Raw genomic sequence first — 13029 nt, 5'->3', positions numbered from 1 at the left:
CACCAGCCGCCCCATTGAAGCGGCCTCCTAAGGTCGCGGCAATTATTGCGGCCATCATTGCCGTCCTCTTATTCTTCGGCCCCATGCTCGTGGGCATGTACACGGATTGGAGGTGGTTTGGCTCCATTGATTACCGCAGCGTATTTACCACTGCGATTATTGCGCGCATAGTCCTCTTTATCATCTTCGGACTCGTTGCAGCCGCAGTGGTGTGGGCAGCCGGGTTCTTTGCCTGGCGCGGACGCCCCGATTCCCTGGATGTGGGGGATCTGAATTCGCCGGTCTATCAGTACCGCCAGTCCATTGAGAAATCCATGGGCGTGCTTTTCGAGGTCATCCCGGCCATCGTGGGTATAATCGCAGGCTTTATTGGCCAATCCCACTGGCGCGATGTGATGCTATTCCTCAACGGCCAGGACTTTGGCGTACAGGACCCCCAATTCCACCACGACTTGGGCTTTTATGCCTTTAGCCTGCCCGTGCTGCAGATGGTGGTTAACACCCTGTCCATCCTGCTCGTGCTCGCCTTCCTCATTGCCCTATTCGGCCACTACATCTTGGGCGGAATCCGCATTGGCAATAAGGCCGCGGGCGTGCGCGGTTCCATCTCCCGCGCGGCGCGCCTGCAGCTTGCCATTACGGCCGGGCTGTGGATGGTGGCCCAGGTCGCCGGCTACTGGCTGGAGCGCTACGGGCTGCTGTATTCGGAGCACGACCTGTTTACCGGTGGTTCCTACACGGATATCCACGCCTACCTGCCCGCCAAGATCATTTTGATGATCATCGGCGTCTTCGTCGCTATTGCGCTCTTTATGGCCATCGTCATCAAGGACCTGCGCATCCCTGGCCTCGCCGTCGTGCTCATGCTCGCGTCCTCCCTGATCATCGGTCAGGCATGGCCGCTGCTGATGGAGCGCTTCTCGGTGCAGCCAAACCGCCAGGCCAAGGAAAACGAGTCCATCGCCCGCAACATTGAGGCTACGCGGTATGCCTATGGGCTTACAGATGACCACGTGACCTACAAGGAAAACTGGGGCGGCGATAACGTATCGGATGACAAGGTTGCCTCCGATAACGCCACCATCAATAACCTGCGCCTGCTGGATCCAGAGATTTTGTCGCCGACGTTTACCCAGATGCAGCAGCTGAAGAACTTCTACGGTTTCCCAGAAACGCTGTCCATGGATCGCTACGAAATCGATGGCAAGATGCGCGACTTCGTCGTTGCGGCGCGCGAGTTGGACCCGAATGAGCTGCGCGAAAACCAGTCCGACTGGATCAACCGCCACACTGTGTATACCCACGGCAATGGTTTCGTGGCCGCGCAGGCCAATACCGTCGACGAGGTTGCCCGCGATGCCGGTTCCGCCCGCGGTGGTTATCCCATCTTCACCGTCTCTGACCTACAGACCCAGGCCGGCGAGTCCGAGGGTGAGGGCGAGACCCAAGATGCCGAGAAGTCCTTGGGCATCAAGGTAGACCAGCCACGCATTTACTACGGCCCGGTCATCGCTAGTGCCGCAGATAACTTGGACTACGCCATTACCGGTACCACCGGCGAGAACCCAGTGGAGTACGACACCGATAGCACCAACTACACCTATGACGGTGAGGGCGGCGTTGAGATTGGCAATCTCTTTGACCGCACCATGTATGCCGCCAAGTACCGCGAGCTGAACTTCCTGCTTTCGGACCGCGTGGGCAGCGAATCCAAGCTGCTTTATGACCGCGACCCCCGCGAGCGCGTGGAGAAGGTTGCCCCATGGCTGACCACCGATTCCGCTACCTACCCGGCCGTTATTGATGGTCATCTGAAGTGGATCGTCGATGGTTACACCACCCTGGACTCCCTGCCGTACTCGCAGCGCGCTTCGCTTTCCGATGCCACCCAGGACGCCCTCAACCCCGATGGCACAACCCAGCGCTTGGTCAATGACCGGGTGGGCTATATCCGCAACTCCGTGAAGGCGACCGTGGATGCCTATGACGGCAGCGTGGACCTCTACGAGTTCGACAAGGAAGACCCCGTTCTCAAGGCCTGGGAAGGTGTCTTCCCGGATGTGGTGAAGCCGGAATCCGAGATCTCCGATGAGCTGCGCGAGCACTTCCGCTACCCAGAGGACATGTTCAAGGTGCAGCGTGACCTCTTGGCCCGCTACCACGTTGATGACCCGAACGTCTTCTTCAATAACGACGCCTTCTGGTCCGTACCGAATGACCCGACCGCAGAGGAATCCCGTGACCTGAACCAGCCGCCGTACTACGTGATGGCTGCCGATCCGGAAACCGGCGACCCGAGCTTCCAGCTGACCACCTCGTACCGTGGTCTGAACCGTGAGTTCCTGTCCGCACACATGGCGGTATCTTCCGATCCGGATACCTACGGCGATATCACCGTGCGCGTGCTGCCAACCAATACGCAGACCCAGGGTCCGAAGCAGGCACAGGACGCCATGATGTCTTCTGACCAGGTTGCCCGCGACCGCACCCTGTGGGAAGGCACCAACGATCTGCACAACGGTAACCTGCTGGCCTTGCCGGTCGGCGGCGGCGAGATCCTCTACCTCGAGCCGATTTACTCGCAGCGCAAGGATCAGGCATCCGCCTTCCCGAAGCTGCTGCGTGTGCTCGTGTCCTACAAGGGCCGCGTGGGCTACGCACCGACTATCGGTGATGCCCTTGAGCAGGTGGGAATCGACGCCAAGTCCGCCCAGGACATCGAAGAGATCGAGGGCGACTCCGGCGACGACGATGCCGATAAGGACAGCTCTTCTGCGGACAAGAAGGACGAGAAGAAGGAATCTACTGAGGAATCCGCTCCGGCTTCGGCCCCTCGTTCCTCCGATGAAGCAGGCGCTATCGAGGACATCAACAAGGCCCTGAAGGGCCTGGAGGATGCCCGCAATGGCTCCTTTGAAGAGTACGGCCGCGCCCTAGATGAGTTGGATAAGGCCGTCGAGTCCTACCAGAAGTCCGAAGGCTAAAACCTCCAACTTCTTACACTCGAAACTCAGGAAATAAGGCACCTACCCAGGGGATTTGGGTAGGTGCCTTCCTGTCTGTATAGTTACAGAAGTCGCCGGGACAGAGCGAATACATTAAGTATTAATGAACTGTTCAAGCGCAGATGATGGAAGTCATCTCGACGCGGGGTGGAGCAGCTCGGTAGCTCGCTGGGCTCATAACCCAGAGGTCGTAGGTTCGAATCCTGCCCCCGCTACCAACTTCCAGGCCTTGACCAGATTAAGTTCTGGTCAGGGCTTTTATTTATGCCTTGTGGAGCTGAATGCGGCCTAGACGACAGGGTTAAACGAGAAAACGTGTTGTTTTGTGTTGTGTCATCGGCTGGGCACCTTTTGTCATTTCATGGGTCCTTTTCTGATTCCTATGAAGTGTGAGTATTCGGTTGGGAAACCGTTGCCAAAGAAGGCTGGTGGACCGAGGGCGGGTCTGCAGATTCCTCAGAAGCTACCGAAACTACATCAGCCGTTTTGGCGGGCTACAGGTACATGTGGGACCGATGCATATGATTTGGATCTCGCGACTGGATTTGGGAATTAAAATGAGAGTAAAAGTGCGGTAACTTCCTACCAGAAACTCCCAAATTGTAATGTTGCAGTCTCCAGTAGTGATAGATCGCACTTATATTGAAAATAAATTATTTATTCTGGAGTTTCGTGAGAAGCGCGAGTGAAAATACTAATGGATTGAGATAAAAGTATGAAAGTATGCATCCACTGGGCGGGTTCGCTATAGTTATAGCCGTAAACATGTTCGCCGATGGGTGCTATTTATAAATTGTGTATATCGATGCCAATGACACTCTTAATACGAGCAGTTATCTATCGGACGGCTAGAAAAGTAACTCATTTTTTGATTGAAAGGGAACGCAAATATGCGCCTTGTGAGCAAATACATTGCTGCAGCTTGCGGAGCAGTCATGCTCGCTACAGGTCTTTCCGGTGTCGCGTCAGCCGCACCGACCGGTAATCTCGTTACGCTCGGAGACTCCTACTCCGCCAACCCTGACCAAGTCCGAAATACCTTCCGCGGGGTTCCTGGCGCAACCGATAATTACCCCCAGCGCGAGGGGTGCCTTCAGGCGCCTAATAACTGGCCGCGGAAGCTAGCCGCAAAGACGAATCGACCACTGGCTGATTGGTCCTGCACCGCTCAGACGTCCAATACCATGAATCAACGCTTGGACCGGGCTATTGCCAATGGCGACATCCGCAATGACTCCACCGTCGTCATCGCTGTAGGAATGAATGACTACGGTCCGTATAACTTCGATGTGTTGAAGAGGTCTCCGGATGTCCCGAAAAACGTCCACGATAACTATGTGAACCGTCTGCGGGAAGCTGGCGATAAGATTCACCGCGCAGCACCGGGAGCAAAGATCGTTGTATCGGGCGCACTACCTACCGTGGATCGTGAACACGCAACGCTCTGCGCGGTCAATGTGATCCCGAACCGCCCGGGCGGTATTTACGTCCCAATCCTGCGGGATGTCGAAAATTGGAACCGTGATAACCAAATTGAGGCAGCTAATTCAATTGGGGCAACCTACGTTGACATGATTGATGGCGCTCGCGGCCATGATACGTGTGCTCCAGATGCCGAGCGTTGGGTCGCCGGCTTGATTGATACCACGACGCCGAACTACAACATGAGTATTCATCCGTCGGATGCAGGCTCCGAGTACATTGCTAACACTCTTTTGGCTCACGTATAAGTATTCGAAGCTCCTTTAATTGGAGGCAGTGGTTTCCAACTCAGCTTTTGTCTCCAATTTTTAGACCTTCACCAGTGGAAAGCACGGGTGAAGGTCTTTTTATATTTTCGATCTAAGCCCGCCGCGAATTGTAGGCGTGCATGGGGGTGCGGCGTAGCTAGATATTAGCGCCAGAGGGGACAACGAGTGGGCCTCCTGTAACCGGATCTTCAATAACTAAGGCGTTTAAGTTGAATGCGGTGAGAAGTAATTGAGGAGAAATGATCTCCTTGGGGGGCCCAGTTATAAGAATCTTACCTTGGTTCATTGCAATCAAATGGTCGCTATATCGAATAGCCAAGTTGAGGTCATGCAAAACCATAACGATGCTGCGCCCCAGCTTAGTTCGCAGCGAACGAATGAGCTCGAGAATTTCGATGGACGTCGCCAAATCTAAGTATGTTGTGGGCTCGTCGAGGAACATAATCTCTGTGTCTTGAGCTAGAACCATGGAAATCCACACTCGTTGGCGTTGGCCACCGGAAAGCTCATTAATGGAGCGTTCAGCAAATTGCAGGGAGCCGGTTTGTGTGAGCGCGGAATAAACCTCCTGCTCATCCGATGCTGACCATTGGCGCAGCCATGATTGATGTGGATGGCGCCCGCGAGCGACAAGATCGGATACAAGTAAACCCTCTGGCGCAATGGGAGCCTGTGGCAGCACACTAATTTTTGTGGCCACATCCTTTCGGCGAAGCTCAGTGATATCGCGCTCACCTAACATTACGGTGCCACTTTCTATGGGTAACAGCCTTGCGAGGCTGCGTAAGAGGGTTGATTTTCCGCACCCGTTGGGACCAACAATCGTAGTAACTTTGCCTTTGGGGAGCTCTACATCAATATTTTCAAGGATCGGAGTGTTGCGCGCGTATCCTACAGTGAGGTTTGATGCCGTAATTGCTGTGCGCGAAGTGATTAATGGGTCAGACATTAAACTGATTGGACCTTCCGATTTTGCTGGACGAGTAAATAGAGTAAAAACAGGCCCCCAATTATCGAAGTAACGATTCCAACAGGAAGCTCGATCCCCAACAGAGCATGAATGACGACGTCTGCGCCGAGTAAAAGAATCGCTCCAGTAAAGGCGGAGGCTAGCAGCGGTGGTGTTGCGGTACGGCAGATACGAAGTGCTAATTGGGGAGCGACAAAGGCTACAAAGCCAATGGGGCTTGCTGCGGAGACCGCAACGGCAGTTAATGCTACGGCGAGTATAAGTACGGAGAATTGCACCGCATTGACACGAGAACCGAGTGCCTGTGCCATGTCTGTGCCGAGCGCCGTGGGCAGTAGTTGGTAACTAACCCATCCGAGCAATGGCGCAGACATTATTATTGCAATGGCTACTGGAAAAGTAGTCGTCCAATTTGCTCGTTCTAGTGAGCCAGTCAGCCAAAATTGAGCGACGGAGGCATCGTGCAATTGGGCACGAATCATGGCGAAGCTGATGTAACCAGACAACAGCGAGGTAATGATTATGCCCGAGAGCACGAGCCTGAATGGGTTTGCGTCTCCTTTCCAGGAAAGAATCCACACGACGACGCTTGTACTGACTGCTCCGATAAAAGCGGCCAATGGGACTCCGATGCCGGCCAACCAGCCTATGATGCCGGTACCCGAGCCGAAGACGATAACCGTAACCGCCATTGCTGAGGCGCCGGCGGGTATGCCTAAAATGTCAGGACTGGCGAGCGGATTTCTGGTTACCGATTGTGTTAAAGCTCCAGCGAGACCAAGAGCACAACCTACTGTAAGCGCAGTGAGAGCACGCGGCATTCGCCATTCGAAGACTACTAGTTTCTCCAGTCGAGTGCCTTGGCCGCTGACAATAACTTTCAGTATTCGGCCGAAAGAGATCGGATAATCTCCCAGCATGATAGAAAAAGGCACAAGAAGTAGAGCCAGTATAGCCAGAATGAAAGTGGTAGATAATTGCCACGGGCGCCAAACAACTGAGAGTTCTAATAGTTTTGTGCCAATGCGGAAGGCAGGGCGGCCGGGGACGGAATTGCGGTCACTACTCATAGCGCTACCCCCTTCCGGTGGAAGACGAGCACGAAGAATAAAGGGGCGCCGATAAAAGCGACGACGATTCCTACCGGTAACTCGCCTGGACGTGCGATGATTCGGCCAATGACATCAGCAAGTACCATCAACGTGGCACCTAATAGGGCGGAATACGGCAAAATCCACCGATAGTCAGGACCTGTGATGGCACGAACCAAATGCGGCACTATCAAGCCAATGAACCCAACTGGTCCTGCCATAGCGGTCGCAGCCCCCGCAAGCAAAGAGATTAGGACCATACCGAAGAGGCGAGCCCGATCGGTTCGAACACCGAGACATTGAGCTACATCGTCTCCTAGGTTAAGTAAGTTTAGAGCTGGGGCTGAAGCAAAGGCTAAGACGATGCCCAAGACTGCGAATGGAAGTACTCCCCAAAAGACATCTAGACCTCGACCCGCTACCGAACCTACGGTCCAAAAACGCATACGGTCCAGGTTGGCTTCTTCTGCCAGAATGAGGCCTGTAGTGATCGAATTCAACACGGCAGACAAGGCTGCGCCACTAAGTGTAAGAGTGAGCGGACTAGCATTGCCTCCATTGATGCGTCCCAGGCCGAAGACAATGATGGTTGCACTTACCGCGCCCAAGAAGGCAGCCACAGTTGTTGCAAACATACTGATCGATCCAAAGACTGCGAAAGTGGAAACTACTGCTAAGGCGGCACCAGCGTTGACCCCAAGAATGCCTGGATCGGCGAGCGGGTTTCGGGTGTGGCCTTGAATTAAAGCGCCAGCTACTCCGAGAGAAGCGCCCACTACGATTGCGATCAAGGTCCTCGGCACACGGAGCTCGAAGAGTACGCGCTGTTCAAAGTTTAGAGCAGTTGCACGGTGCGAAGGAACTTCTCTGAGAGCAGATATGACATCGGTTAGCGGAATACTTCTAGCTCCGACAGCGATACTCAAACAAACTCCGAGGACGAGCAGCACCAAACACAGTATGAGTCCCGCAACGCGTCGCGAATAGGTGCGGCTTCGAGGTAGTTGGGTGCCGTTAATGCTGAAACTGGAATGAATATCCATAGTGGTCAGTAGGAAAATCCTGTTCTGTGCGGTGAGACCTGTGTTGTTTAGAACCGGACCGGCTTGTCTAGGAGTCAGGTCCATAAAACGAAGAGGCGATAGTTTCAGGCGATTGGCTTGCTGTTGAAGTCCTCCCGTTTCTTCAAAGAAAACACTTGTTCCCATTTGTGTCCCACGCTGAGCTAGCGACTGAATTTTCGCAGTTGAACGTCATTGACAACTTGCGAAGTGTTAGGTGAGACACAAATATATGTGCCGCAAGTTAGGTTAGTCAACCCTAATGTTATTGACATATTGAATGCTGGGCATTTTAGGAATGGAGAAGTGGTCATAGAAGAGCTTTTTGCCCTTGGATTGCAGATGGGAAAGAAGTTCAATCTCTACGGGGATGGTTTTCCGTCTAGACAAGGCTGGTTAATGGAATTTTGTACCGATTTGCAGCGGAGCACTATTGCAATGTGGTGTAGGTAAAGCTAACCTAACCTAAAAGTTGCCTGTGGGTCTTTGGGAAATCCAGTGGAAGACGTTGAGGACAACTTCAGGAAACCGACTTTAAGGAAAAAGGATGTCAGTAAAGAGGAGAGCGCGGTCAACTATCGCAGCCGCAATCTGTGCCGGATTGGTTTTGTCAGGATGCTCGTCGAACGATTCAACCGATGAAGCGGCAACTTCCAAAGTTGCAGAAGACGTGACCATTGAGCATGCACGGGGTACGGATACGTATCCGGCCAATCCACAAAATGTGGTTGCCGTGGGGCCGGCTGTTGATAACCTGCTGGAACTTGGAATTAAACCAGCAGCCGTCGTGCAGAATGCAAAAGATAAGAACTCACCCTGGCGCGAGGGGAAGCTCGATGGTGTCAAGGTGATCGATCAGGCAGATTTCAAAACTCTGCCACAAGAACAAATTGCGGCAATCGAACCTGACTTCATCGTTGGTGACTATTGGACAATATCTGAAGATAATTACAAAGAATTGTCAGCCATCGCACCGACCCTCGGCGGCATCTCCAATAAAGGGGAGGGGATTGGCTGGGAGGCACAGCTAGAAGCTTTGGGCAAGATATTCAATAAGGAGTCCGAAGCGAAGAAAGCCATTGATGAGGATCAGAAGCGTTTCGCTGATGTGAAGGAAAAACTGCCAAACCTCTCTGGTAAAACCGGCATTGTTTCTCAATTCGCCCAGGGATCCTTTGGTGCCGTTGCAGACCCTGAGGATCCGGGTGCATCCTTCATCTACGACCTGGGTATGAAGTTTCCGGATAAGCTGACTGACGGATCGGTCCCAGTTGATAAAGGCCGCGTCACGCTTTCTCCGGAAAACGTATCTTACCTGGCCGCTGATTTTATGGTCATTTATAACCGCACCGGCTCAATCGAAGAAGTTGAAAATACTCCGGGATACAAAGATTTGCCGCAGGTAAAATCCGGTGCGACTCTCGCTGGTGATGAGGCGGTCGTCGCTGGACTCAACACCCCAACGAGCCTGAGCCGAGCTTGGGTCCTGGACAAGACGATGCCGACGCTGGAAAAGGTTGGAAAGTAGTCAAGGTTTGCTCAACTCCGACGCCTGCTAGATGGGGCTCAGATCGTTGCAGCAGGTAGTCGTCAACGCCTTTCGATTTATCGGAAGGCGTTCTCTCTAAAAGACTGTATCCAAGGCAGTGGTGCGTCCGTTCTTGCCTTTCCGGCAACGAAAACCGACGTCAGGCTTTCCGCATATTCACCCATCGGCGCAGCACGATGGCCGCGTTAAAAGGTCTCTAGGTGAGCTGGAAATGCTTGGTGTTGGGAAAGGTGTTCAAAGCGTTAGTAACAACTTAATAAGAAAATTTAGGCCATCGAACAAAGTGAATTAAAAGCCATCAAAACCGAGAGGGGAATGGTCTCAAAATGCCAAGGAACAGCCGGAGCAGGGAAATTTATCCAATTTCTTACCGGGAATTATACGTGGAAGATATCGAAGATATATCGCCATCCATGCGGCGAATTACGTTCAGCGGGGAACAGCTCCAGGAGCATGAACGCGATGGCATTTCCGTTCCTTCATTGTTAAGCCATGGTTTTGATGACGACGTTCGGCTCATCTTCCCAGATCCGGAAACTGGAGAGCGGCCGCACCCAATCGCCCAAAACGATGGCAACCTCCTGTGGCCAGAAACTGTTAAAAATCTCTTCCGCACATACACGGTTCGCTACTTTGACGCTGTTAACGGGCGGTTAGCAATTGATTTCGCTCGCCATGGCGTGGGCTTGGCTGAAAACTGGTCACAGAATGTCCGGATCGGTGACGCTATTTTTGTGGCAGGTCCAAAGTCGTGTGCGCAGTTACCCACGCATACCGATTGGCTTTTCTTGGCGGGAGACGAGACCGCGCTCCCAGCCATCGGCCGCTGCCTGGAATCACTTCCGACAGGGCATGATGTGGTTGCGGTGATAGAGGTTCCGACGAGCGCTGATATTCAAGACTTAGACATTCCAGATTCAGTTCACGTCCACTGGGCGATACGTGACCAGGGCTACGACTTCATAGCAAAGACTAGTGCGCTTTTTGAAGAGACTGCTGATTCACGATTGCCTAGTGGTGAAGCATACGTATGGGCGGCGGGGGAGGCGTCCCGGCTGAAAACACTGCGGCGTTTGTTCAAAGCTTCCGGAATTGCCCCTGAGCATCAGGAAATTACAGGCTACTGGCGGCGTACTAGCCGGAAAGACGGCAAAGAAAGTGCGACGAACAGTAGTAATAGTGTTTTGCACAATATCCATGATTTGGGTGAGTTGAATTCAGCCTTTGCGCTTCGCACTGCCGTACGTTTAGGGCTCTTTCAAGAGATCGATGCGGGTGCCAAAACAGTTCCTGCCCTTGCTGCTGCGACAGAACTTCACGAGGAGGCGTTGCGGAGGTTTATCCGCTACCTAGCTGCTCTTGAACTCGTCGAAGTCAGCGAGTCCACCTTCACCTTGACCGCAATGGGACTGGAACTGGCGGACCCGGATTCAAAGGTGGTGCGTTGGCTAAGCGGGCCTGCGCATCTTGAGGCGATGGCACTGATGCGCCTTGAACACAGCCTTCGTACCGGTGAGGCGGCTCCGCAAGGCGAGAGGGGATTGCCGTGGTCAGAATATCTTGGCCAGGACCCGCAACTGGCAGCCGAACGCTTTGAGCAAAAGAATGTGAGCGCTGGGTGGACTGCTCCTTCCGCGGCAAAGGAACTGCAGCATTATCTCGATGAAAGGGCTCGCGTCCTTATCGTTGGGCAGGGCAGTGCAGTATATGCAGATGAAATTCTCCGGCGATGTGAGCATGCTCAGAGCAGGGTTATCACCGATGCTTCCTCGGAAGCAGTGCTACGGGAAATCGCAGGAGCTTCTCGTGAACGGTGCGAAACGAGTGGCGATGGAACTGGCTTTAATCCCACTGATGCGGACTATGCGTGGGCAACTGATGTAGTCTTCATTGATCCCTGGAGTGTCTTTGGCAACGCAGAGGTGACTGCCCAATTAGACCGCGCCGCTCACGGAGATGCGTTCCATCGGGCTTATATCCTTTCCGAGGTTCTGGAGGAAACCGGGGGCGATGAGCATTCCTATGAAGAGGACTTGGTGAGGCTTTCCATGTTCGGCACGAAGGTGCCGACACAAGAAGATGTCAGCGCTGTTGTCGCTGATAGCGGCGCTCTAATTTCTTCTGCCACGGCTGTTGGCTGGGGTAAACACCTTTTCGTCCTGGAGGCAGAACCGAATTCCTAAAGAGGAGCCTCGGTGGGACAAACGCCTCGAGCTTCACCATTTATTTCCGGACTACGGTTCCACGCGGGAGCCGGGTGGCCGTTACAGCCATAAGTGTGGTGAACACGGTGAAGTAGGCGAAGGTCGTCCAGCCGACCCCGTGGGTAAGGGTCATCAGCACCGTGCAGACTGACACACCGAGTGCGCTGCCAAGTTGGGTCGCTATGCGGCCTGCAGCGCTGGCATGGACGACTTCATCTTTGGTTAAGCCGTGGTAGGTCGCGGACATCGTGAGCACCGTAAGGGCTCCGATGCCGCCGCCGCGCACGAATAGCCCGCAGCCTTGAAGGATGAGCCAGCCTGCCGCCTGGCCGGTGGGAAAAGCGAAAGGTAGCGTTCCGATAATAGTGGCGACAATGCACACGTAGACAGTCTTCCGCGTACCCCATCGGGCGATGAATTTTTTCGATGCCGAGCGGCTGAAATAGGCGCCCACGCTTTGTAGGGCCAGCAGAAGTCCCGCATGCAGTGCGGTGTAGGCGTAGTTGCTCTGGTAGTGCAACGGAATGAGAAACAGTCCGCCATAAAACACGGTGCTTGCAATGGCCAGTGTTGCCCACGCTGAGGAAAAGGAAGCGTGGGTAAATAAGCGGACATCGATAAGCGGCGAAGGCGCCCGGAGCGCATGTAGCACAAAATATCCAATCAGCCCCGCGCTGGCGATGAGGAGAATTCCGCTTGCCCAGGAGCTCATGTGCCCGATGGTGGTAAAGCCATAGACCGCCGTGAGCAAACCGGGGGCGAGCAAGAGGTATCCCGTGCGGTCAAGCTGGGCTGTAGGGTCTGCTGGGGTTCGTTCTAGATAGTGCACGGCAAGGGCAATCGCGGTGATGCCGATGGGAACGTTGATGAGGAAGATGGCGCGCCAGCCGATGGCATCGACAAGCAGCCCGCCCAGTAGTGGGGCAATAGCGGGTGCGATAACCGCCGGTAGCCCGATTGCGGTGATAGCGCGTGTGGCCTGGTCCTTCCCGGCATTAGTGACAATGAGCGTCTGCATCACCGCCACCGAGAAGCCCGCCGCGAATCCCTGCAGGATGCGGAAGGCGATAAGCATGTCTATATGTGTAGAGACCGCGCACAGGATTGAAGCGACGGTGAAGACTGCCAGCGCGGTAATCCAGAGATTTTTGGCGCCGAAGCGGCGCGTTGCCCAGCCGCTGAGTGGAATGGCCATAGTAGAGGCCAACTCGTAGCCGGTGATGACCCATTGGGCGAGAACTATCGGTGCGTTGAAAGCCTCGCCAATGGAATGAATAGCGACGTTGACGATGCTGATATCTAGCAGCGGCAAAATTGAGCCGAAGACTAGGGCGATGACGACCCGCCTAGTCTGGGGATCGAGTTTTTCTTCTTCCTGCATGAGGGGTTCCCTTCGGA

8 protein-coding genes and 1 tRNA gene are annotated in these 13029 nt (G+C 54.0%); 5 read left to right on the top strand and 4 right to left on the bottom strand.

The genetic code is table 11. The annotated features are described in order from the left end of the window. Window positions 1-14: 14 nt before the first annotated feature. The 3 genes from ABRP66_RS05560 to ABRP66_RS05550 all read left to right on the top strand — a co-directional run bounded on the left by ABRP66_RS05560 (window position 15) and on the right by ABRP66_RS05550 (window position 4735). On the top strand, window positions 15-2984 hold the full coding sequence (locus ABRP66_RS05560; protein ID WP_284781739.1) for a UPF0182 family protein: 2970 nt from the start codon (window positions 15-17) through the stop codon (window positions 2982-2984). A 162-nt stretch (window positions 2985-3146) separates the two neighbouring features. After that, a tRNA-Met gene (locus ABRP66_RS05555) sits at window positions 3147-3223 on the top strand. A 681-nt stretch (window positions 3224-3904) separates the two neighbouring features. Beyond that, window positions 3905-4735 (top strand): GDSL-type esterase/lipase family protein, encoded by an 831-nt coding sequence (locus ABRP66_RS05550; protein ID WP_284769998.1) that lies wholly within the window; start codon window positions 3905-3907, stop codon window positions 4733-4735. A 157-nt stretch (window positions 4736-4892) separates the two neighbouring features. Here ABRP66_RS05550 and ABRP66_RS05545 read toward each other — a convergent pair whose 3' ends face one another. The 3 genes from ABRP66_RS05545 to ABRP66_RS05535 are packed head-to-tail and all read right to left on the bottom strand — an operon-like array spanning window position 4893 to window position 7860. Further along, window positions 4893-5705, bottom strand: coding sequence for an ABC transporter ATP-binding protein (locus tag ABRP66_RS05545; protein WP_349838431.1), 813 nt, complete (start codon window positions 5703-5705; stop codon window positions 4893-4895). After that, window positions 5705-6796: a FecCD family ABC transporter permease gene (locus tag ABRP66_RS05540; protein ID WP_349838430.1), complete on the bottom strand. Its 1092-nt coding sequence runs from the start codon at window positions 6794-6796 to the stop codon at window positions 5705-5707. The genes ABRP66_RS05545 and ABRP66_RS05540 overlap by 1 nt, the downstream gene beginning before the upstream one ends. Beyond that, the gene (locus ABRP66_RS05535) at window positions 6793-7860 is read right to left on the bottom strand and encodes a FecCD family ABC transporter permease (protein ID WP_284849905.1); all 1068 of its coding nucleotides are present in this window, start codon (window positions 7858-7860) and stop codon (window positions 6793-6795) included. Before ABRP66_RS05535 ends, ABRP66_RS05540 begins: the two co-directional genes overlap by 4 nt. Before the next feature lie 565 nt (window positions 7861-8425). Between ABRP66_RS05535 and ABRP66_RS05530 the strand changes: the two genes are divergently transcribed. Together ABRP66_RS05530 and ABRP66_RS05525 are read left to right on the top strand one after the other, a co-directional pair. After that, on the top strand, window positions 8426-9406 hold the full coding sequence (locus tag ABRP66_RS05530; protein ID WP_284785011.1) for an ABC transporter substrate-binding protein: 981 nt from the start codon (window positions 8426-8428) through the stop codon (window positions 9404-9406). A gap of 404 nt (window positions 9407-9810) precedes the next feature. Then, entirely contained in the window at window positions 9811-11610 is a 1800-nt protein-coding gene (locus tag ABRP66_RS05525; protein WP_349838429.1) for a siderophore-interacting protein, read from the top strand. 40 nt (window positions 11611-11650) lie between these two features. Here ABRP66_RS05525 and ABRP66_RS05520 read toward each other — a convergent pair whose 3' ends face one another. Beyond that, entirely contained in the window at window positions 11651-13012 is a 1362-nt protein-coding gene (locus tag ABRP66_RS05520; RefSeq protein ID WP_284785009.1) for a DHA2 family efflux MFS transporter permease subunit, read from the bottom strand. Window positions 13013-13029 lie beyond the last annotated feature (17 nt).

The sequence above is a fragment of the Corynebacterium sp. KPL2680 genome (genome assembly GCF_040225675.1).
In the GTDB taxonomy this organism is placed as follows: domain Bacteria; phylum Actinomycetota; class Actinomycetes; order Mycobacteriales; family Mycobacteriaceae; genus Corynebacterium; species Corynebacterium rhinophilum.
Note: the sequence above shows the minus strand (reverse complement) of the source record. Positions and strands in the feature narration are given on the sequence as shown.

Excerpts from the sequence above, each read along its gene's own strand:
- ABRP66_RS05530 (WP_284785011.1), top strand. The coding sequence starts at position 8,426 with ATGTCAGTAAAGAGGAGAGCGCGGTCAACTATCGCAGCCGCAATCTGT.
- ABRP66_RS05540 (WP_349838430.1), bottom strand. The coding sequence starts at position 6,796 with ATGAGTAGTGACCGCAATTCCGTCCCCGGCCGCCCTGCCTTCCGCATT.
- ABRP66_RS05520 (WP_284785009.1), bottom strand. The coding sequence starts at position 13,012 with ATGCAGGAAGAAGAAAAACTCGATCCCCAGACTAGGCGGGTCGTCATC.
- ABRP66_RS05535 (WP_284849905.1), bottom strand. The coding sequence starts at position 7,860 with ATGGATATTCATTCCAGTTTCAGCATTAACGGCACCCAACTACCTCGA.
- ABRP66_RS05545 (WP_349838431.1), bottom strand. The coding sequence starts at position 5,705 with ATGTCTGACCCATTAATCACTTCGCGCACAGCAATTACGGCATCAAAC.